The sequence below is a fragment of the Pseudomonas azerbaijanoccidentalis genome, assembly GCF_019145495.1.
Taxonomy (GTDB): domain Bacteria; phylum Pseudomonadota; class Gammaproteobacteria; order Pseudomonadales; family Pseudomonadaceae; genus Aquipseudomonas; species Aquipseudomonas azerbaijanoccidentalis.
In genome coordinates this window covers 42,547-61,039 of the sequence record NZ_JAHSTU010000010.1, presented here as the reverse complement: position 1 = coordinate 61,039, position 18,493 = coordinate 42,547, and the positions used below count along the sequence as shown (strand labels likewise).

Genomic DNA, 18,493 nt, shown 5'->3' with positions numbered 1-18,493 from the left:
GGACTGGCGCGACGTGCACTATAAGCCGGACGCCCGAAGGGCGGCTAGCATGCCTTGAGTTGTGGCGAAGTGCCAGCCCCGCTCGGCTGGACTGCCTCTCGTCATTCAGGTAGCTTTGCCGGTTACGCGGGAGCGTTCCAGCTCCTAGAATCAGGCTTTTCCAGCGCGCACCTGTTGATGCATTTCAATCGGACGACGCGCACAGCCTGTGCCGGGCATCGCCTGCGCCTTGTTCATTCATCAGTCACTGACCCTAGGTTCTCCATGGCTCAATACGTATTCACCATGCATCGGCTGGGTAAAGTTGTTCCGCCGAAGCGGGAAATCCTGAAAAACATCTCCCTTTCGTTCTTCCCCGGCGCCAAGATCGGCGTACTTGGTCTTAACGGTTCGGGTAAATCCACGCTGCTGAAAATCATGGCCGGCGTCGACACCGAGTTCGAAGGCGAAGCCCGCCCGATGCCGGAGCTGAACATCGGTTATCTGCCGCAAGAACCGCAACTTGATCCGACCAAGACCGTGCGTGAAGTGGTCGAGGAAGCGGTCAGCGTGATCAAAAACGCCCAGGCACGCCTGGACGAGGTCTACGCGGCCTACGCTGAAGAAGACGCCGACTTCGACAAACTGGCAGCCGAACAGGCCAAGCTTGAAGCGATCCTGCAAGCCAGCGACGGCCACAACCTTGATCGCCAACTGGAAGTTGCCGCCGACGCACTGCGCCTGCCGGCGTGGGACGCCAAGGTCGAATTCCTCTCCGGTGGTGAAAAGCGTCGCGTGGCCCTGTGCCGTCTGCTGCTGTCCGCGCCGGACATGCTGCTGCTCGACGAACCAACCAACCACCTGGACGCCGATTCCGTCGCCTGGCTGGAGCACTTCCTGCACGACTTCCCGGGCACCGTGGTAGCGATCACGCACGACCGTTACTTCCTGGACAACGTTGCAGGCTGGATCCTGGAACTCGACCGCGGCGCGGGCATTCCTTACGAGGGCAACTATTCGGGTTGGCTGGAAGCCAAGTCCGATCGTCTGGCTGCCGAATCCAAGCAGCAGTCGGCTCACGAAAAAGCCATGAAGGAAGAACTGGAGTGGGTGCGCAAAGGCGCCAAGGCCCGCCAGTCGAAATCCAAGGCTCGTCTGCAACGCTTCGAAGAAATGCAATCGCAGGAATTCCAGAAGCGCAGCGAAACCAACGAGATCTACATCCCGGCCGGTCCGCGCCTGGGCGACAAGGTCATCGAATTCAAGAACGTCACCAAGGGCTATGGCGATCGCGTACTGATCGACAACCTGTCGTTCTCCATGCCCAAAGGCGCCATCGTCGGCGTAATCGGTGGTAACGGTGCCGGTAAGTCGACCCTGTTCCGCATGCTGATGGGCAAAGAACAACCGGATTCGGGCAGCATCGAAGTCGGCGAAACCGTGCAACTGGCTTGCGTGGATCAAAGCCGCGAAGACCTGGACGGCAGCAAGACGGTGTTCCAGCAGATCTCCGACGGTTCCGACCAGATCCGCATCGGCAACTATGAGATCCCGTCGCGTACCTACGTCGGTCGCTTCAACTTCAAGGGCGGCGATCAGCAGAAGTTCGTCAAGGACCTGTCCGGTGGTGAGCGCGGTCGCTTGCACCTGGCCCTGACCCTGAAAGAGGGCGGCAACGTCCTGCTGCTCGACGAACCGTCCAACGACCTTGACGTTGAAACCCTGCGTTCCCTGGAAGAAGCCCTGCTGGACTTCCCGGGCGCCGCCATTGTGATCTCTCACGATCGGTGGTTCCTGGACCGCGTCGCGACCCACATCCTGGCGTACGAAGACGACTCGCAAGCAGTGTTCTTCGAAGGCAACTACACCGAGTACGAAGCCGATCGCAAGAAACGCCTCGGCGAAGCAGCTGCCCAGCCGCATCGCGTACGGCACAAGAAACTGGCCTGATTCGGGTTGGTTGCATAAAAGAGCGGAGCCTTCGGGCTCCGTTTTTTTTTGCCCGGTTTTCTCAGGAGTACCGGGTTGAATTCATCGCTGGCAAGCCAGCTCCCACAGGATTTGTGCCATGCCCTGAACCCCTAATCATCACAGTCACTGTGGGAGCTGGCTTGCCAGCGATGACGGTTTAACTGTTGGTGCATGACTTGGATTCGATCTCCCTATTCAGGTGCAAAACAGCCCAAAAAACGGCCTGATTTATATCCTGTGCACCATTTAATTTCACAAATGCGACATTCTGCTCTGTTCTTGTGCGCGATCCGTTTGTTACAGTCCGGCCCAATCTCTCCCAACGACAATAAATTTGCCGAGACTTTTCCATGATCGAATCCGTCGAATCCTTCCTTGCGCGCCTGAAAAAACGCGATCCGGATCAACCCGAATTTCACCAGGCCGTCGAAGAAGTCCTGCGCAGTCTGTGGCCCTTTCTCGAAGCCAATCCGCATTACCTGACCTCGGGCATTCTGGAGCGCATCTGTGAGCCGGAGCGGGCGGTGGTGTTTCGGGTTTCCTGGGTTGATGATCATGGCAAGGTGCAGGTCAATCGCGGCTTCCGCATCCAGATGAACAGCGCCATCGGTCCGTACAAAGGCGGGTTGCGCTTCCATCCTTCGGTGAACCTGGGCGTGCTCAAATTCCTCGCCTTCGAGCAGACCTTCAAGAACTCGCTGACATCGTTGCCGATGGGCGGTGGCAAGGGCGGTTCCGACTTCGACCCTAAAGGCAAAAGTGATGCGGAAGTCATGCGCTTCTGCCAGGCCTTCATGAGCGAGTTGTATCGCCACATCGGCGCCGACGTTGACGTGCCGGCCGGTGATATCGGTGTTGGCGCCCGCGAGATCGGTTTCCTGTTCGGCCAGTACAAGCGCCTGAGCAACCAGTTCACCAGCGTGCTGACCGGCAAAGGTCCAAGCTATGGTGGCAGCCTGATTCGCCCGGAAGCCACCGGTTTCGGCTGCGTGTATTTCGCCGAGGAAATGCTCAAGCGTCGCGGTGAAACCGTCGAAGGCAAGCGCGTGGCGATCTCCGGTTCCGGCAACGTCGCGCAATACGCCGCGCGCAAGGTCATGGATCTGGGCGGCAAAGTGATTTCGCTGTCGGACTCCGAAGGCACGCTGTACTGCGAAAGCGGTTTGACCGAGGCGCAATGGCAAGCGGTGCTGGAGTTGAAGAACGTACAACGCGGGCGCATCAGCGAATTGGCCGCGCGTTTCGGCCTGGAGTTCCGCGCCGGTCAGCATCCGTGGGGGCTGAGCTGTGACATCGCGCTGCCCTGCGCGACCCAGAATGAACTGGATGCCGAGGCCGCGCGTACCTTGCTGCGCAACGGCTGCATCTGTGTGGCCGAAGGCGCGAACATGCCGACCACGCTGGAAGCGGTGGACCTGTTTATCGAAGCGGGCATTCTGTTTGCGCCGGGCAAAGCGTCCAACGCCGGTGGCGTGGCCGTGAGCGGGCTGGAGATGTCGCAGAACGCGATGCGCCTGTTGTGGACCGGCGGTGAAGTGGACAGCAAGCTGCACGCGATCATGCAGTCGATCCACCACGCCTGTGTGCATTACGGCGAAGAGAACGGTCAGGTGAACTACGTTAAAGGCGCGAACATCGCCGGTTTCGTCAAAGTCGCCGACGCCATGCTCGCCCAGGGTGTGGTTTAAGCCGGCTCGATGCGGATGATCTCGATCATCTGATCCCCAGCCGGGCGTTGCCACAGCACCTCGTCACCGAGTTGCGCCCCGAGCAACGCCCGGCCCAGCGGTGATCCCCAGTTGATCAGGCCGGCCGGTGCGTCGGCCTGATCTTCACCGACCAATTGCACGGTCAACTCGGTGTCCTGTTCATCGGCAAACGTCACTCGACTGCCGATCTGCACCTTTTCCGTTGAGTTGGTGGGCGGTACAAGTTGAGCGCTTTGCAGGCGCTGACTGAAGTATCTCAAGTCGCGTTGCAGGTCAGCCTCACGCTGCTTGTTCGCCAAGTCTCCCTGTGCGCTCAGCTCTCCCAGCAGGTTTTGCAGTTCGGCGACCTTCGCCTGCAATTGGGCGAGGCCCGTGGGCGTGACGTAATTGGGCTGCGTGCTGACCTGCCTTTCGACCGGCTGATCGACTTGCGCGGCGGCGTTATCTTCGTTGACGAAAGCACGGCTCATGGTTTTCTCCCGGTATAGGGTTTGGTCCATGGTTGCAGGCGTTTAGTTGCGTTGAATGTCTGGGAGCGACCTAGGGCGAGTGATAGGCCCAGGCGGCGTCCTGATCCTTTTGCCGGACGCCGACAACACCCACACAACACCATTTCAGACTCCCGGACCGTTCAACGGCCTATTAGGGAAAGTCTAGAAGCGGGTTCGTCAGCGGGATGTGAAAGGGAGATCAAAAGATCGCAGCCTGCGGCAGCTCCTACATTGGAATGCGGTCCCCTGTAGGAGCTGCCGAAGGCTGCGATCTTTTAATAGTGATACCACTTCACTTCAAGCATCACTTCATTCTCCGGTGTCGCCCAATGGCTGAATTCGCGCTGGGCGCTCAGGCGTAAACCGAGGTTGCGCGACAATTCCCACTGCTGATTCAGACTCACGCTACGGCGCACTTCGCCATTGGTGAAGAAATCGCCTTTTGCCTCCAGGCTTAAATTGCCCAGCGGGTTTTTCCACAGTAATCCTGTGTTGAAACCCGCCGCGGGAGAAATGAATTCGGCGAAGTCGTTGTTGTGCTCAACCCGCACGGTGCCCAAGGCAAAGCCGAGCAGGTCATCGGCCAATTGCCAGGTGCCGCCGCCGCCACCATTGACGTGGCTGACGAGGTTTTCGTCGTCATGTTTGCCCGGTACCCGCTCCAAGCCACCGGTGACCTGCCACGACAGCGGTTGCAGCAGCTCGTTGCGTGGGGTCAGGGAGCGAATGGTCGCCAGGTCCAGTTGCTGAACCTGCCAGTCATTGCCTTCGTACTGACGCAGTTTCAGTTGCAGGATTTCGATCTGCGCGCCGAGGGGGAAGCTTTCGGAGTTGTCGTTAAGGTCGTGGTAGGCCATGCGCAAACCGTACTCGCCAAACGCGCGGTCGCCTCGGGTGCCGACACCAACCTGCCAGGTGCGGGATTCGTGGCCATCCTCAGGCAAGCCGGGTTGCGGGATGTCGAGGTCCGGTGCCGGGTTCTGGTTGATCGCCCGCAGCAGTTCGAAGCTGCGCTGCGCCCGCTCCGGGTCACGCTCCTGACCGTTGGCGCGATAGCGCTCAAGGCGATAGGCCGCATCGATGATCAGCGCTTGGCGGTCGCGAGGTAGCGTTTTGAATTCCGGTGTTTGCAGTTGTTTCTGATCGGCGCTGACTTGCAGAACCCATTGCTGCTCTTCGGGATTCAACGGCTCGGCGCGGCTCAGCAATTCCCGTTCGCGGGACGGGCGATACTCGATCGACTCCACCAGGCCTGCGTCTTTCACCGCTTTGACGGTGTCGGTAGGTATCGCGGTCAGCGGGAATTGTTCGGTCAGGCGCAGGCTCGGGCGGGCCACTTGCAGCAATTCCAGCAGGCGATACGAGCAGTTTTCGTCGAAGAAGAAATAATCGAATTTGATCTGCTTCAGTTCCCAGACATGCTCAACCATGCGTGCGGTTTCTTGCTGGGTTAGGTTCAGTCGGTATTCCCACAAGTCGCGGTTTTCGAGGCTGCGGTACTCCGAGAGTTTTTCCTGATAGGGCACCAGGGCGAACAGCCCCGGATAACCGCCCATCAAGCCTTTCCAGGCGTAGAGGATGCTGTTGTCCGAGCCTTCGATGTACGCGCCGAAATTGATCGCGTAACTGAGCAGCGAAGTCTTGTCGCTTTGCACATCCGCCTGATCGATACGCAGCAGGGTGTGGCCGAACATCGACGATGGACTGTTGAGGTAGGCCGCGGGGAAAATCATCACCGCGCTGTGGGGCGAGACATCCTTGAACCACTGCTTGAACTCGGCGCAGTCCAGCGTCGGCAGATCTGTCAGGTTGAACTGCGTTTTAAGCCAGCGGGTGCGCGCCGGATAAACACATTGGGCGTGCTGCTCGCCAGCGCTGGCCGGCGCGTAAAGCGCTTGCACGGTGGCCGCCAGTTCACGGTCCGGGTGTTCGTTGCCATCGGCGGCGAGGAAGAACTTTGGATCGCTGACATAGCTGCGCCAGCCGCCGAGTTTGGCGGTTTCGTAATGACCCAGGGAAATCCAGAAAGGGTCGTTGGCCAGTTGCTGCAAACGTTGATTGTCGATAAGTGGCGCGGCGGACAGCGGGGCGCAGACACAGAGCGCCAGCCAGGCAAGGCGTTTGAGCATAGTGGCAACTTAAACAGGAAAAAAATAAAGACCCGGCGCGGTTGATGCCGCTCATTTGCAGGCGCTGTCGAGTGAAACGAGGCTGCGATCTTTACAGACAAGATCAAAAGATCGCAGCCTCGTTTCACTCGACAGCGCCCACAGTTGATTGGCATTACCCAACAAGGGCAGGTCCAAAAAACAAAACCCGCTTCCCAAAGAGAAGCGGGCGTGTCGAGCTTAAGCCTGAGTGGCGTACTTGGCCAGACGAGGATCGCTCTTCAGGACGGCCAGGGTGTTGGTATGCACGTCTTCTGCAGTCACATCAGCCTTGCTGAAGATCTGCTGGAAGTGCTCGTGAGTGACGGCGGCGAAGTGCGCACGGTCTTCCGGCGCCACGCCCAGTACCACGGCGTAAGTGGTCAGCGCTTCGCCCTGACCCTTGGCCATGTCTTCGGACAGCTCGTTCATCATGCCATTCATGGCAAACCAGGATTTGCCGCCATACGTCAGCGACGCGTTGGTCGAGCAACCGTTGGTGCCGGAGGTCATACCGAAGGTTGCGTTGCCGGAAGTGCCGTTGGTGGTGGATGCCAGGAAGTGAGCCGGGGTGCCACGCTGACCTTCGAACAGCATGTTGCCCCAACCGCAATCCGGACCGCCTGGCGCCTGAGCCATGGCGTTGATGGATACAGCGGTGAAGAGAGTACCGAGAAGAATCCGTTTCATAGCTTTGTTCTCTTTATGTGCATACCAATGGACAAGGGATCTGGCCCGTTCCGGTGCCAGTGGGCCGGTTATTAGTCCAGCCGCGCAGGTTGGAGTTTAGGCACGATCACGCAGTTCCGTGATTTTTTGCAAAACATTCGTTGAAAACAGTGATTTGACGCACGCCCGCGGCGGCGCAATGACTTGTCTATGCTTTGGCCTTAGGCGCTCCTTGCCAGTCAGGCACAGGCAGCGCCAGAATGCCGCTATCTGCCCCGCCTGATGTAAGGAAGCCCGATGCCTGATCCTGTTGCTGCCAGCTTGCGTCTAGCGCCCGAAGCGCTGACCCGTCCGTTTTCCGCTGAACAGTTCAGCTTCTCTACCACCAATGATCTGGAGCCCTTTCGCGGTGTGCTTGGCCAGGAACGTGCGGTCGAAGCCTTGCAGTTCGGTGTGGCCATGCCACGCCCCGGTTACAACGTATTTGTCATGGGCGAACCTGGCACTGGCCGGTTCTCGTTCGTCAAACGCTACCTCAAAGCCGAAGGCAAACGCCTGCAGACCCCGGCGGACTGGGTCTACGTCAATAACTTCGATGAGCCGCGCGAGCCGCGTGCACTGGAACTGCCGTCGGGTACCGCCGGTAATTTCATTGGTGATATCAACGGTTTGATCGACAACCTGCTGGCAACTTTCCCCGCCGTTTTCGAGCACCCGTCCTATCAGCAGAAAAAAAGCGCCATCGACCGCGCCTTCAATCAGCGCTACGACAAGGCTCTGGACATCATCGAGCGTCTGGCACTGGACAAGGAGGTTGCGTTGTACCGCGATGCGAGCAACATCGCGTTCACCCCGATGCTTGAAGGCAAGGCGCTGGACGAAGCGGAGTTCGCGCAATTGCCGGAAGCCGAGCGCGAGCGTTTCCACGAGGACATTTCGGCCCTGGAAGAGCGCTTGAACGAAGAGCTCGCCAGCCTGCCGCAGTGGAAGCGCGAATCGAGCAATCAACTGCGTCAGCTCAACGAAGAAACCATCACCCTGGCCTTGCAGCCGCTGCTGTCGCCGTTGTCGGAGAAGTACGCCGAGAACGCGGCGGTGTGCGGGTATCTGCAAGCGATGCAGGTGTATCTGCTCAAGACTGTGGTCGAGCAATTGGTGGACGACAGCAAGACTGACGCCGTCGCCCGCAAACTGCTGGAAGAGCAATACGCACCGAGCCTGGTGGTCGGCCATTCGGCGAGTGGCGGTGCGCCCGTGGTGTTTGAGCCGCACCCGACCTACGAAAACCTGTTCGGCCGCATCGAATACAGCACCGATCAAGGCGCGCTGTACACCACCTACCGTCAACTGCGGCCGGGTGCATTGCACCGCGCCAACGGTGGTTTCCTGATCCTCGAAGCGGAAAAAATGCTCAGCGAGCCGTTCGTGTGGGACGCGCTGAAACGCGCCCTGCAATCGCGCAAGCTGAAAATGGAATCGCCGCTGGGCGAGATGGGCCGCTTCGCCACCGTCACGTTGAATCCGCAGCACATTCCGTTGCAGGTCAAAGTCGTCATCATCGGTGCCCGTTCGCTCTATTACACGCTGCAGGACCTCGATCCGGACTTCCAGGAGATGTTCCGCGTCCTGGTGGATTTCGACGAAGACATCCCGATGGTCGACGAGAGCCTGGAGCAATTCGCCCAGTTGCTCAAAACCCGTACATCCGAGGAAGGCATGGCGCCGCTGACCGCTGATGCGGTGGCACGCCTGGCGACCTACAGTGCGCGTCTGGCCGAGCATCAGGGACGGTTGTCCGCGCGTATCGGTGATCTGTTCCAACTGGTCAGCGAGGCGGATTTCATCCGTCACCTGGCGGGCGATGAAATGACCGACGCCGGGCACATCGAGCGTGCACTCAAGGCCAAGGCCACCCGCACCGGCCGGGTGTCGGCGAGGATTCTCGATGACATGCTGGCCGGGATCATCCTGATCGATACCGACGGCGCGGCAGTCGGCAAGTGCAACGGTTTGACGGTGCTGGAAGTCGGCGATTCGGCCTTCGGCGTGCCGGCGCGGATTTCCGCCACGGTGTACCCGGGCGGCAGCGGCATCGTCGACATCGAGCGCGAGGTCAACCTCGGACAGCCGATCCACTCCAAAGGCGTAATGATCCTCACCGGGTATCTGGGCAGCCGTTACGCCCAGGAATTCCCGTTGGCGATTTCCGCGAGTATCGCCCTGGAGCAGTCCTACGGATATGTGGATGGCGACAGTGCGTCACTCGGTGAGGCGTGCACGCTGATTTCAGCCTTGTCGAAAACCCCGCTCAAGCAATGCTTTGCGATCACCGGATCGATCAACCAGTTCGGTGAAGTGCAGGCAGTCGGAGGGGTGAACGAGAAAATCGAGGGCTTCTTCCGTCTGTGCGAAGCCCGCGGGTTGACGGGCGAGCAGGGCGCGATCATTCCTCAGGCCAACGTCGCCACGCTAATGCTCGACGAGAAAGTGCTGGCGGCGGTGCGTGCGGGACAATTCCACGTTTACGCGGTACGTCAGGCCGATGAGGCGCTGAGCCTGTTGGTCGGCGAGCCTGCTGGCGAGCCGGACGAGAATGGCGAGTTCCCTGAAGGCAGCGTCAACGCACGGGTGGTGGAGCGCCTGCGGGTCATTGCGGAAATGATCAGTGAAGAAGATCTGAAAGAAGCCGAGAAGGAAATGGCGGTCGAGGCGTTGGTGGAGGCCAAGCCGGCTTGATTTAATCCGGCTCATCCATCCCCTGTGGGAGCGAGCCTGCTAGCGAAATCGGTCTGACATTCAACATTTATGTTGTCTGGGTCTCCGTCATTGCGAGCAGGCTCGCTCCCACATTTCTATCCGGGTTTACCCGCGAAAACGCCATCACTCTGGCGCCAATATTCACACTATGACCATTCGGCGCCTACTGGTGTCGATTGGCCTGTCTCCCGTACTTTTCTTCTATTCTCTGCTCAAGGACAAGGACAGTAATCACTGGATCGAAACAGCCTTCGCGATGGGGGCTGAATATCGGATCGACCGAGGGTCGCCGCCATGTCGCGCAACCTCTGCCTCACTCGTCAATGCCTGGGTCTTGTGACCCGTATCGAATGCGCCATCAAGCCGTTGGCCGGGGATACGGGGATGTGGACCTTGCTCTTCGCCGCCGGAATGGCTGGCGAACAACCCTCAGCCATCAAAGCCCAAGGCCCGTTCCATGGTCCTTTCGCCGCTGAAACCATCCTCGACACGATTGTTGAAAGCCTGACGCTGCACGGCTATGAGCTGGCCAACGACCCGCAAATCTGGTGCCTGCATCTGCAAGCCCAGCTGCGGGAAATCAATGGTGGCCGTTGCCGTAACGTCGGTGGCTTCGAGTTTCGCCCCGAACATTGACCCGCTCTATTGGGGCAGTTTGGTCAGATCGGCCTTGTCGAGCTTGACCTCGAAACCGTAGGGCACGGTGGCGAGGTCAGTTCGCTGGTAGGTTTCCAGGCGCGTCGGTTGCCCGTAGAAGTAATGCACGGCAAACAGCGCCGGGCCGTCGGCGCTCGCAACGTGATTGACCGCGAGAATTTCCTTGAGGTAATTGCCGCTGTCGTCCTTGGCGAAGAAGCGCCAGTCCTGTTCGGGAAACAGCTTCAGGTCCACCACCAACGTGTTGCCTTTGAGCTCAAGCCCTTTGGGCAATTGATGGGCATCGAGGGCCTTTTTATCGATTGTCGCCAGAAACAACGGTATGGAGCCGACCACATAAGCTGGTGTTTGCGGAAACAGGTTCAGGTCGTAGGTGATGCTGCCGCGCAAGGGATCGACCTCATACGCCTGCGGTGGTAATTCAATGGGTTCGTCACGTTTGCCGCGGCTGTCCTCGGTGAAGAAACTGACCGGACTTTCGCCGGGATTGAATGACGTCCCCAGCAGCTCATCATTGAAGCTTCGCAGGTGATTGAACTCGATGCGCGCGGCACTGGGATCCTCGACCGATTGCGTGATGTTCACACCTTTTTTCAGCTGTTCCTCCGTCAACGCCGCGCCCTTGAGCCAGGTCGGCGCCTGATCGTCATACACCACCACCGGCAGGTTCAGCGGCTGAATGGTTTTCTCCGTGGTGTTGCGGTCGAAGCGGCGCACCGGCAGGTTCAAGTCCTTGCGGGTGACCGAGGCGGTCGAGAAATCCAGCAGGCTGACTTCGAGGGTTTCGATGGGGCCGTTGAAATACACTTTCGAGTAACGGTGGCTTTGTTGTTTCTCGAAGTTGCGTTGCTCGTCATCGAGCTGCTTTTCCAGCGCCTCGCTCCAACCCTTCTGCTGCTGCATCTTCGCCAATTGCTTTTGGTAAAAGCTGATTTGCGCGGCGGTTTCGTTGATTGACCCCGAACGCGAGAGAAATTGTCCGGTAGCGTCCCGGGCCTGGACGATCAACGGATTGAGCGGGGTTTCCCCGATCTCCGGGGCTTGCGGCGCGCTGTTGCTGAACTCGACTTCAGCGTAGTTGGTGCCCAGTTTGATCAGGGTAACGCTGAGGTTGTCATTGGTGCGGGTCTGGCCCTCGTCTTTTTTGGTCAGGTCGAAGCTGTAGAGGCGACGTGGCGCAATGACCTCCACCGTGCCTTGCAGGCTCACCGGTTGTGGCTGGTTCTTGATGTCGGCGTCGAGCCCTTCGATGAACGGGTAGGCCACGGTCAGGTCATCCGGGTTGGTCAGGTTTGAGCTCGACGGGCTCAACTGAATGCCGGGATCGGTTTCCGACCATTCCGGCTGGAAGGCAATCACGCGTTTGTTGCTCAAAGTAACCGACCGCCATTCCAGGCAATGGGGAAAGAGGAAGGCCGCCGGAATGCTGAAGTTGAAGGGGAACACCGGTTGCAGGTCAGTCAAGTAGTCGGAACTGGAGTCCTTGTGCAGCACGAATAAGCCGTTGATGTAAGTGTCGACCAGCGCTTGCGGGGTGGGGTAGTGCTTGAGCACGGCGAGGACATCTTCACCGTATTCGGTTTCTACCGGTTTGCTGTCGAGCTTGAGTTGCGCGCGTTCGAGTAACAACAGCGAACCACCGAGTTCGGCCACGGCATTCTTGAGTTTTGGGTCCTCGATCGTATCCAGCGTTTTTTCAAACTGCGCGGTCTTTTCCTCGAGGCTGACCTGGCGTTTTTCTTCACTGGGTGAGCACGCGCTCAGCAGCAAAGCCAGGCAAACTCCGGCACTCGTCAGGGGTAATCGCACATCCATTTCCAGTCTTCCTGTCCGATGTCACGGCAATGTCAATGGTTTGGACACTAGCAGAAAAACTTTGACATACACGCGCAGGTGGCGGATTTCCGGACGGTTTCTGCGTGTAACAGGCGGCTGTTATACTCACGGCCATTTTCAGACCACCTGTGAGATTCAATGGAACGCTTTATCGAAAACGCAATGTATGCCTCCCGCTGGCTGCTGGCGCCGATCTACTTCGGCTTGTCACTTGGGCTGTTGGCGCTGGCGCTGAAATTCTTCCAGGAAGTCTTCCACGTCATTCCCAATGTTTTTTCGATGGCTGAATCGGACCTGATATTGGTCCTGCTGTCGCTGATCGACATGGCGCTGGTGGGCGGCTTGCTGGTGATGGTGATGATTTCCGGTTACGAAAACTTCGTATCGCAACTGGATATCGACGACAGCAAGGAAAAGCTCAACTGGCTGGGGACCATGGACTCTTCGTCGCTGAAGATGAAAGTGGCCGCGTCCATCGTGGCGATTTCGTCCATCCATCTGCTGCGCATCTTTATGGACGCGAAAAATGTCGATCCCGAGCATTTGAAGTGGTACGTGATCATCCACATGACTTTCGTGGTGTCCGCGTTCGCCATGGGTTACCTGGATAAATTGACCAAACACTGATCCCCCGCTGCTGATCGTTTTAGCTGCCGCCCGTCTGTTGCAAAACAGACGGGCGGCGTCGTTTGTGGCTTGTGCTTTGAGGCGCCGAGGCATATCCCTGTAGGGGTCTTGGCTTGCCAATGCGTGAGGTGCGTTTCATGAACCTGCAAGAGTTGAATGCGTATGCCGTCGCCGGGAAGGTCGACGAGCTGAACCTGATCTCGATGGAGGGCGGCATCTATCTGCTGGAGGCGCGGATGCATGGCGCGGCGTATCCCTTGAGTGATACCCACGGACACATGATGCATCTGCGATCGGTGGAGCATGCGCGTGATGTGCTGCGATCCTTTCCCAAGTTGAACTTCAATCTGGTGCACACCCTGGTGCATGACGAAATGTGCGGGCTCGGTGGCATTGAGGAAAGCCTGAAGGTGCCGATCGAGCTGCGTTCCTCACGACAGGGCTGACGCCTCTGATCAACGCTGTGCCATCTGTGCTAGTCTGCTGGCCCTTTTGGTTCCGGGCGCTCCGGGACGCGCTGTGCGAGCACGGCAAGTTCCTGGGCCGTCCGCACAGCGGAGCAGTGTCATGTCCGAAGTAAATCTGTCCACCGACGAAACCCGCGTCAGCTACGGTATTGGCCGTCAGCTGGGCGACCAACTGCGCGACAACCCGCCACCGGGCGTTAGCCTGGACGCAATCCTGGCAGGCCTGACCGACGCATTCGCCGGTCTGCCAAGCCGTGTTGGCCAGGAAGAAATGTCCGCCAGCTTCAAAGTGATCCGTGAAATCATGCAAGCCGAAGCTGCAGCCAAGGCTGAAGCGGCCGCTGGCGAAGGCCTGGCCTTCCTGGCTGAAAACGCCAAGCGTGACGGCATCACCACCCTGGCTTCCGGCCTGCAGTTCGAAGTACTGACTGCCGGTGAAGGCGCCAAGCCATCCCGTGAAGACACCGTGCGTACTCACTACCACGGCACCCTGATCGACGGCACTGTGTTCGACAGCTCCTACGAGCGTGGCCAGCCTGCAGAATTCCCGGTTGGCGGCGTGATCGCTGGCTGGACCGAAGCCCTGCAACTGATGAATGCCGGCAGCAAATGGCGCCTGTACGTGCCGAGCGAACTGGCTTACGGCGCTCAAGGCGTTGGCAGCATTCCGCCGCACAGCGTCCTGGTGTTCGACGTCGAACTGCTCGACGTTCTGTAATCCCCGGTCTGTCTGCATGACAGGCTGATGTGGGAGCCAGTCTGCTGGCGATAGGGGCCACCGGTTTTTTCGTCAAGACCGCGTTGTTGCCATCGCCAGCAGGCTGGCTCCCACAGTTATTTGGGTGCCGCTCATATTTCGAGCTTGTGAGTCAGTTCATGCGATGGGCGCAATGCCCGGGCATAGCAGAACAGAAACAGGTTACGCACCACTTCCTTGAGCACCACCGGTTCGCTGGAGTTCAGGCCATTGAGGTCCAGGTCACCCTGATCCTGTAGCTCGCTCAGCGCTTCTTCTTCCAGTACGGCACAGACTTCCCCGGTTTCCCGATGCAGGATCCTGAGGTAAGGGTGCGGGCGGTCCAGCCAGGCATCGATTAAGTAAGTCATGAGTTCTCATCTCCATTGATTGGTTTCAATGAGAATAATTCCTATTCAATAAATAGCAAGGACCTATTGGCGGTTTGGGCTTTTTTCCGGGTAAAGATTGCGTAAGGTCAAAACGGCTGGCCTTTAGCTATTGCGAGGATTTGCTGGGTGAAGCGGGGGAGGGCGAAGCACCATCCCACGCTTGGCGCGGGATGGAGTACAGCAGTATCAGACTTTTCTGACGAACTCGGATTTGAGTTTCATCGGGCCGATGCCGTCGATCTTGCAGTCGATGTCGTGATCGCCATCGCACAGGCGAATGTTCTTCACCTTGGTGCCGACCTTGACCACCAGCGATGTGCCTTTGACCTTGAGGTCTTTGATCACGGTGATGGTGTCGCCGTCCTGCAGGACGTTGCCGACCGAATCCTTTTTCACCGCGTCATCGGACACCGCTTCGGCTTCGCCGCTGGCGGACCATTCGTGCGCGCACTCAGGGCAAATCAGCTGGGCGCCGTCTTCGTAGGTGTATTCGGAATTGCATTTCGGGCAGGGTGGCAACGTGCTCACTAAGGCTCCTTGGATTCAGGGTCGCTAAAAAGCGCACATTGTATAGGGTTTTTCAGCTGCGGGGAGCTGATAGCAAAAGATCGCCGCCTTCGGCAGCTCCTACAAAATGTATGTAGGAGCTGCCGAAGGCGGCGATCTTCTGATCTTGCTTTAGCGATCAGTGGGTACGCGCGACCGAAAACTCGCTCAATTCAACCAGCGCATCGCGATACTCGCTCGGTGGCAGCGCGTCGAGGCACTTGATCGCACGGGCCACGTAGTCGCGGGCCAGTTGTGCGGTGTATTCCAGTGAACCCGAGGCTTCCACGGCTTCGCGGATGCTTTCCAGGTCTTCGATACCGCCTTTCTGGATCGCCTTGCGCACCAGGGCAGCCTGTTCCGGCGTGCCTTCGCGCATGGTGTAGATCAGCGGCAGGGTCGGCTTGCCTTCGGCCAGATCGTCACCGACGTTCTTGCCCAGGGTCTCGGCGTCGCCTTTGTAATCCAGCAGGTCGTCGACCAATTGGAAAGCCACGCCCAGGTGATCGCCGAACATGCGCAGTGCTTCGCTCTGTTCAGGCGTTGCACCGGCCAGTGCCGCGGCGCTATGGGTCGAGGCTTCGAAGAGCATCGCGGTTTTGCCGCGGATGACTTCCATGTAGGTTTCTTCGGTGGTGCTGGCGTCGCGGACTTTCGATAGCTGCAACACTTCGCCTTCGGCGATGATGCGCGTGGCTTGCGAAAGGATTTTCATCACGGGCATGGAGCCCAGTTCGACCATCATTTCGAAAGAACGCGAATACAGGAAGTCGCCCACCAGCACGCTCGGGGCGTTGCCCCACATGGCGTTGGCGGTCGAACGGCCACGGCGCATGCCGGACATGTCGACCACGTCGTCATGCAGCAGGGTGGCGGTGTGCAGGAATTCGATGGTCGCGGCCAACAGTCGCAGGTCATCGCCTTCACGTCCCAGTGCTTTGCCAGACAGCAGCACCAATAAAGGACGCAGGCGTTTACCGCCAGCCGAGGTAATGTAATCGCCGATTTTCGATACCAGCGGCACTCGGGAAGTCAGCTGCTTCTTGATGATGCCGTCGACGGCGCTAAAATCGTCCGCCACCGCGCGGTAGAAAGCTTGGGGTTGCATCAGCGACAGTCGCTCCAGAAGGGTTGCGCGGCATGCTAGGACCCACGTCCGGGCCTGTCAAGGCGCGATGGACGGCCCCTTGCAAGGCGCTCGTCCCTTGCGTACAATCGCGCACCCTGAACTTCCTGGGCAGCACCTGCCTTACGCAATTGCAAGCGGGCCTTCCAGCCCTATGCAGCCATGCCAGCCAATACCTCTTCTTATAAAGAGCTGGGTGAGCAGGATTATCGGAGAAATACCATGTCTTATGCAGTAATCGTTACTGGCGGCAAGCAGTACAAAGTCGCCCCAGGTGAATACCTGAAGATCGAAAAACTGGAAATCGCTACCGGCGAATCCGTTACCTTTGATCGCGTTCTGTTGGTTGCCAACGGCGACGACGTGAATATCGGTGCTCCAGTTGTTGCTGGCGCTACCGTTGTGGCTGAAGTGATCTCCCAAGGTCGTCACGATAAAGTCCGCATCATCAAGTTCCGTCGTCGTAAGCACCACATGAAGCGTATGGGCCACCGCCAGTGGTACACCGAGATCAAAATCACCGGTATTCAGGCTTAATTTCAGCCTAATTCCTCACTAGGAGAATTGAACTCATGGCACACAAAAAAGCTGGTGGTAGTACCCGTAACGGTCGCGACTCAGAAGCCAAACGCCTTGGCGTGAAGATGTATGGCGGCCAGGCTATCAAAGCAGGCAACATCATCGTGCGTCAGCGCGGCACCCAATTCCACGCTGGCTACGGCGTTGGCATGGGTAAAGATCACACCCTCTTCGCTAAAGTCGAAGGCGTGATCAAGTTCGAAGTAAAAGGCGCCTTCGGTCGTCGTTACGTGAGCGTAATCGCCGCTTAATTGCGCGATCGCTGGAAAAGCCCTGTCTCGCGACGGGGCTTTTTCGTTTGTGGGGTGAGTCTCTTGCAAAACTGTTTGTATGGGCTGTCGGCGCGCTGGATTGTGCGGTCGTTGATTGAGGTCGCTGCGCTCATTTTTGCAAGAGTCTTATGTCTTAGTGTTTATCGGCTCGTCCGTATGGCGAGAGGCGTTGTGTTATGAAGTTTGTTGATGAAGTATCGATTCGAGTAAAGGCAGGCGACGGCGGTAACGGTTGCATGAGTTTCCGTCGCGAAAAATTCATCGAAAATGGTGGTCCGAACGGTGGTGATGGCGGTGACGGCGGCTCGGTCTACATGATCGCCGACGAAAACCTCAACACCCTGGTGGATTACCGTTACACCCGGCACTTCGATGCCGAGCGTGGTTCCAACGGCGGCAGCACCGACTGCACCGGCAAGAAGGGTGAGGAGTTGGTCCTGCGTGTGCCGGTGGGTACCACGGTGATCGACTCGGCTACCCAGGAAGTGATCGGCGACCTGACCAAGGCTGGCCAGAAGCTGCTGGTGGCTCACGGTGGCTGGCACGGTCTGGGCAACACCCGTTTCAAATCCAGTACCAACCGTGCGCCACGCCAGACCACGCCAGGCAAGCCGGGCGAGCAGCGTGACCTTAAACTGGAAATGAAAGTGCTGGCGGACGTCGGTCTGCTGGGCTTGCCGAACGCCGGTAAAAGTACCTTTATCCGTTCGGTATCGGCCGCCAAGCCGAAAGTCGCCGATTACCCGTTCACCACTCTGGTGCCAAACCTGGGTGTGGTCAGCGTTGATCGCTGGAAGAGCTTCGTGGTCGCGGACATTCCGGGTCTGATCGAGGGTGCTTCCGATGGCGCGGGCCTGGGCATTCGCTTCCTCAAGCACTTGTCGCGTACCCGTTTGCTGCTGCACCTCGTCGACATGGCGCCACTGGATGACACCAGTGCACCGGACGCCGCTGAAGTCATCGTCAACGAGCTGACCAAGTTCAGCCCGTCCCTGGCTGAGCGTGATCGCTGGTTGATCCTGAACAAGTGCGACCAGATCCTCGACGAAGAGCACGATGCTCGCGTCAAGGAAATCGTTGATCGTCTGGAATGGACCGGTCCGGTCTACGTGATCTCGGCCATCGCCAAGCAGAACACCGAGCGTCTGTGCCACGACATCATGCGTTACCTGGAAGATCGTGCCGATCGTCTGGCTAACGACCCTGCGTACAAGGAAGAGCTGGCCGATCTCGATCAGCGCATCGAAGATGAAGCCCGTGCCCAGTTGCAGGCGCTGGACGATCAGCGTGCCCTGCGTCGCAGCGGCGTGAAGTCGGTCCACGACATTGGCGATGATGATTGGGACGAAGAAGATGTGGATGACGAAGACGGTCCGGAAATCATTTACGTGCGTGACTGATTCGTTGCGATAAACTTAAGCGCCGCTCAATTGAGCGGCGTTTTAGTATCTGGAAATCGATCGTTGGTCACGAATAATCACGAATAACGTCACGGGCAGTGCCAGGTCGCGCTGTCCTCAAGCTAAGGTTGA

The 18,493-nt window shown here is 58.4% G+C and carries 17 protein-coding genes; 10 read left to right on the top strand and 7 right to left on the bottom strand.

Annotation, left to right across the window (positions count from 1 at the left end; all coding sequences use genetic code 11):
- Positions 1-264 precede the first annotated feature (264 nt).
- Together ettA and gdhA are read left to right on the top strand one after the other, a co-directional pair.
- The gene (gene ettA / locus KVG88_RS26265; RefSeq protein ID WP_150701511.1) at positions 265-1,929 is read left to right on the top strand and encodes an energy-dependent translational throttle protein EttA; all 1,665 of its coding nucleotides are present in this window, start codon (positions 265-267) and stop codon (positions 1,927-1,929) included.
- 371 nt (positions 1,930-2,300) lie between these two features.
- Positions 2,301-3,638, top strand: coding sequence for an NADP-specific glutamate dehydrogenase (gdhA, locus tag KVG88_RS26260; RefSeq protein ID WP_150701510.1), 1,338 nt, complete (start codon positions 2,301-2,303; stop codon positions 3,636-3,638).
- On the opposite strand, the gene KVG88_RS26255 is transcribed toward gdhA, so the two are convergent.
- From KVG88_RS26255 to KVG88_RS26245, 3 genes are all read right to left on the bottom strand, one after another.
- Positions 3,635-4,129 carry a GreA/GreB family elongation factor gene (locus KVG88_RS26255; RefSeq protein ID WP_217873178.1) on the bottom strand — a complete coding sequence of 165 codons (495 nt, stop codon included), beginning with the start codon at positions 4,127-4,129 and terminating at the stop codon, positions 3,635-3,637. The genes gdhA and KVG88_RS26255 overlap by 4 nt on opposite strands.
- Positions 4,130-4,425: 296 nt before the next feature.
- Entirely contained in the window at positions 4,426-6,279 is a 1,854-nt protein-coding gene (locus tag KVG88_RS26250; RefSeq protein WP_217873177.1) for an Lnb N-terminal periplasmic domain-containing protein, read from the bottom strand.
- Between the two features lie 219 nt (positions 6,280-6,498).
- On the bottom strand, positions 6,499-6,987 hold the full coding sequence (locus KVG88_RS26245) for a DUF3015 domain-containing protein (protein WP_020798660.1): 489 nt from the start codon (positions 6,985-6,987) through the stop codon (positions 6,499-6,501).
- A gap of 276 nt (positions 6,988-7,263) precedes the next feature.
- Here KVG88_RS26245 and KVG88_RS26240 point away from each other — a divergent pair, with 276 nt between their 5' ends.
- Both KVG88_RS26240 and KVG88_RS26235 read left to right on the top strand, forming a co-directional pair.
- Positions 7,264-9,702 carry a Lon protease family protein gene (locus tag KVG88_RS26240; protein ID WP_150701507.1) on the top strand — a complete coding sequence of 813 codons (2,439 nt, stop codon included), beginning with the start codon at positions 7,264-7,266 and terminating at the stop codon, positions 9,700-9,702.
- 315 nt (positions 9,703-10,017) lie between these two features.
- Positions 10,018-10,359, top strand: a complete 342-nt coding sequence (locus tag KVG88_RS26235) for a PA4575 family protein (RefSeq protein ID WP_150701506.1) — start codon at positions 10,018-10,020, stop codon at positions 10,357-10,359.
- 6 nt (positions 10,360-10,365) lie between these two features.
- Here the strand turns inward: KVG88_RS26235 and KVG88_RS26230 are convergent, their stop codons facing one another.
- Positions 10,366-12,195, bottom strand: a complete 1,830-nt coding sequence (locus KVG88_RS26230) for a hypothetical protein (RefSeq protein WP_217873176.1) — start codon at positions 12,193-12,195, stop codon at positions 10,366-10,368.
- Positions 12,196-12,354: 159 nt separating this feature from the next.
- Between KVG88_RS26230 and KVG88_RS26225 the strand changes: the two genes are divergently transcribed.
- The 3 genes from KVG88_RS26225 (at position 12,355) to bamJ (ending at position 14,028) form a co-directional block, all read left to right on the top strand.
- Positions 12,355-12,843 (top strand): TIGR00645 family protein, encoded by a 489-nt coding sequence (locus KVG88_RS26225; protein ID WP_007943976.1) that lies wholly within the window; start codon positions 12,355-12,357, stop codon positions 12,841-12,843.
- Positions 12,844-12,980: 137 nt separating this feature from the next.
- Entirely contained in the window at positions 12,981-13,289 is a 309-nt protein-coding gene (locus tag KVG88_RS26220; protein ID WP_150701504.1) for a DUF6482 family protein, read from the top strand.
- A 121-nt stretch (positions 13,290-13,410) separates the two neighbouring features.
- A complete protein-coding gene (gene bamJ, locus KVG88_RS26215; protein ID WP_056855672.1) occupies positions 13,411-14,028 on the top strand; it encodes a BamJ family beta-barrel-assembly machinery protein in 618 nt (205 codons plus the stop codon).
- 131 nt (positions 14,029-14,159) lie between these two features.
- On the opposite strand, the gene KVG88_RS26210 is transcribed toward bamJ, so the two are convergent.
- The 3 genes from KVG88_RS26210 to KVG88_RS26200 form a co-directional block, all read right to left on the bottom strand.
- Positions 14,160-14,417: a PA4570 family protein gene (locus KVG88_RS26210; RefSeq protein ID WP_150701502.1), complete on the bottom strand. Its 258-nt coding sequence runs from the start codon at positions 14,415-14,417 to the stop codon at positions 14,160-14,162.
- Positions 14,418-14,624: 207 nt separating this feature from the next.
- Complete coding sequence (locus KVG88_RS26205) at positions 14,625-14,966, bottom strand: zinc ribbon domain-containing protein YjdM (protein WP_020798653.1); 342 nt, start codon at positions 14,964-14,966, stop codon at positions 14,625-14,627.
- A 157-nt stretch (positions 14,967-15,123) separates the two neighbouring features.
- Positions 15,124-16,092, bottom strand: a complete 969-nt coding sequence (locus KVG88_RS26200) for a polyprenyl synthetase family protein (RefSeq protein ID WP_150701501.1) — start codon at positions 16,090-16,092, stop codon at positions 15,124-15,126.
- A 240-nt stretch (positions 16,093-16,332) separates the two neighbouring features.
- Between KVG88_RS26200 and rplU the strand changes: the two genes are divergently transcribed.
- The 3 genes from rplU (at position 16,333) to cgtA (ending at position 18,361) form a co-directional block, all read left to right on the top strand.
- On the top strand, positions 16,333-16,647 hold the full coding sequence (gene rplU, locus KVG88_RS26195; protein WP_003176051.1) for a 50S ribosomal protein L21: 315 nt from the start codon (positions 16,333-16,335) through the stop codon (positions 16,645-16,647).
- A 35-nt stretch (positions 16,648-16,682) separates the two neighbouring features.
- Positions 16,683-16,940 (top strand): 50S ribosomal protein L27, encoded by a 258-nt coding sequence (gene rpmA, locus KVG88_RS26190; RefSeq protein ID WP_003205738.1) that lies wholly within the window; start codon positions 16,683-16,685, stop codon positions 16,938-16,940.
- A gap of 197 nt (positions 16,941-17,137) precedes the next feature.
- Positions 17,138-18,361: an Obg family GTPase CgtA gene (gene cgtA, locus KVG88_RS26185; protein WP_053162546.1), complete on the top strand. Its 1,224-nt coding sequence runs from the start codon at positions 17,138-17,140 to the stop codon at positions 18,359-18,361.
- The last annotated feature ends 132 nt before the right edge of the window (positions 18,362-18,493 follow it).

Coding starts and splice junctions, on each gene's coding strand:
- KVG88_RS26245 (WP_020798660.1), bottom strand. CDS start 6,987: ATGAAACGGATTCTTCTCGGTACTCTCTTCACCGCTGTATCCATCAAC.
- gdhA (WP_150701510.1), top strand. CDS start 2,301: ATGATCGAATCCGTCGAATCCTTCCTTGCGCGCCTGAAAAAACGCGAT.
- KVG88_RS26210 (WP_150701502.1), bottom strand. CDS start 14,417: ATGACTTACTTAATCGATGCCTGGCTGGACCGCCCGCACCCTTACCTC.
- KVG88_RS26225 (WP_007943976.1), top strand. CDS start 12,355: ATGGAACGCTTTATCGAAAACGCAATGTATGCCTCCCGCTGGCTGCTG.
- rpmA (WP_003205738.1), top strand. CDS start 16,683: ATGGCACACAAAAAAGCTGGTGGTAGTACCCGTAACGGTCGCGACTCA.
- KVG88_RS26250 (WP_217873177.1), bottom strand. CDS start 6,279: ATGCTCAAACGCCTTGCCTGGCTGGCGCTCTGTGTCTGCGCCCCGCTG.
- cgtA (WP_053162546.1), top strand. CDS start 17,138: ATGAAGTTTGTTGATGAAGTATCGATTCGAGTAAAGGCAGGCGACGGC.
- KVG88_RS26230 (WP_217873176.1), bottom strand. CDS start 12,195: ATGGATGTGCGATTACCCCTGACGAGTGCCGGAGTTTGCCTGGCTTTG.
- KVG88_RS26240 (WP_150701507.1), top strand. CDS start 7,264: ATGCCTGATCCTGTTGCTGCCAGCTTGCGTCTAGCGCCCGAAGCGCTG.
- KVG88_RS26255 (WP_217873178.1), bottom strand. CDS start 4,129: ATGAGCCGTGCTTTCGTCAACGAAGATAACGCCGCCGCGCAAGTCGAT.
- KVG88_RS26235 (WP_150701506.1), top strand. CDS start 10,018: ATGTCGCGCAACCTCTGCCTCACTCGTCAATGCCTGGGTCTTGTGACC.
- bamJ (WP_056855672.1), top strand. CDS start 13,411: ATGTCCGAAGTAAATCTGTCCACCGACGAAACCCGCGTCAGCTACGGT.
- KVG88_RS26200 (WP_150701501.1), bottom strand. CDS start 16,092: ATGCAACCCCAAGCTTTCTACCGCGCGGTGGCGGACGATTTTAGCGCC.
- KVG88_RS26220 (WP_150701504.1), top strand. CDS start 12,981: ATGAACCTGCAAGAGTTGAATGCGTATGCCGTCGCCGGGAAGGTCGAC.
- rplU (WP_003176051.1), top strand. CDS start 16,333: ATGTCTTATGCAGTAATCGTTACTGGCGGCAAGCAGTACAAAGTCGCC.
- ettA (WP_150701511.1), top strand. CDS start 265: ATGGCTCAATACGTATTCACCATGCATCGGCTGGGTAAAGTTGTTCCG.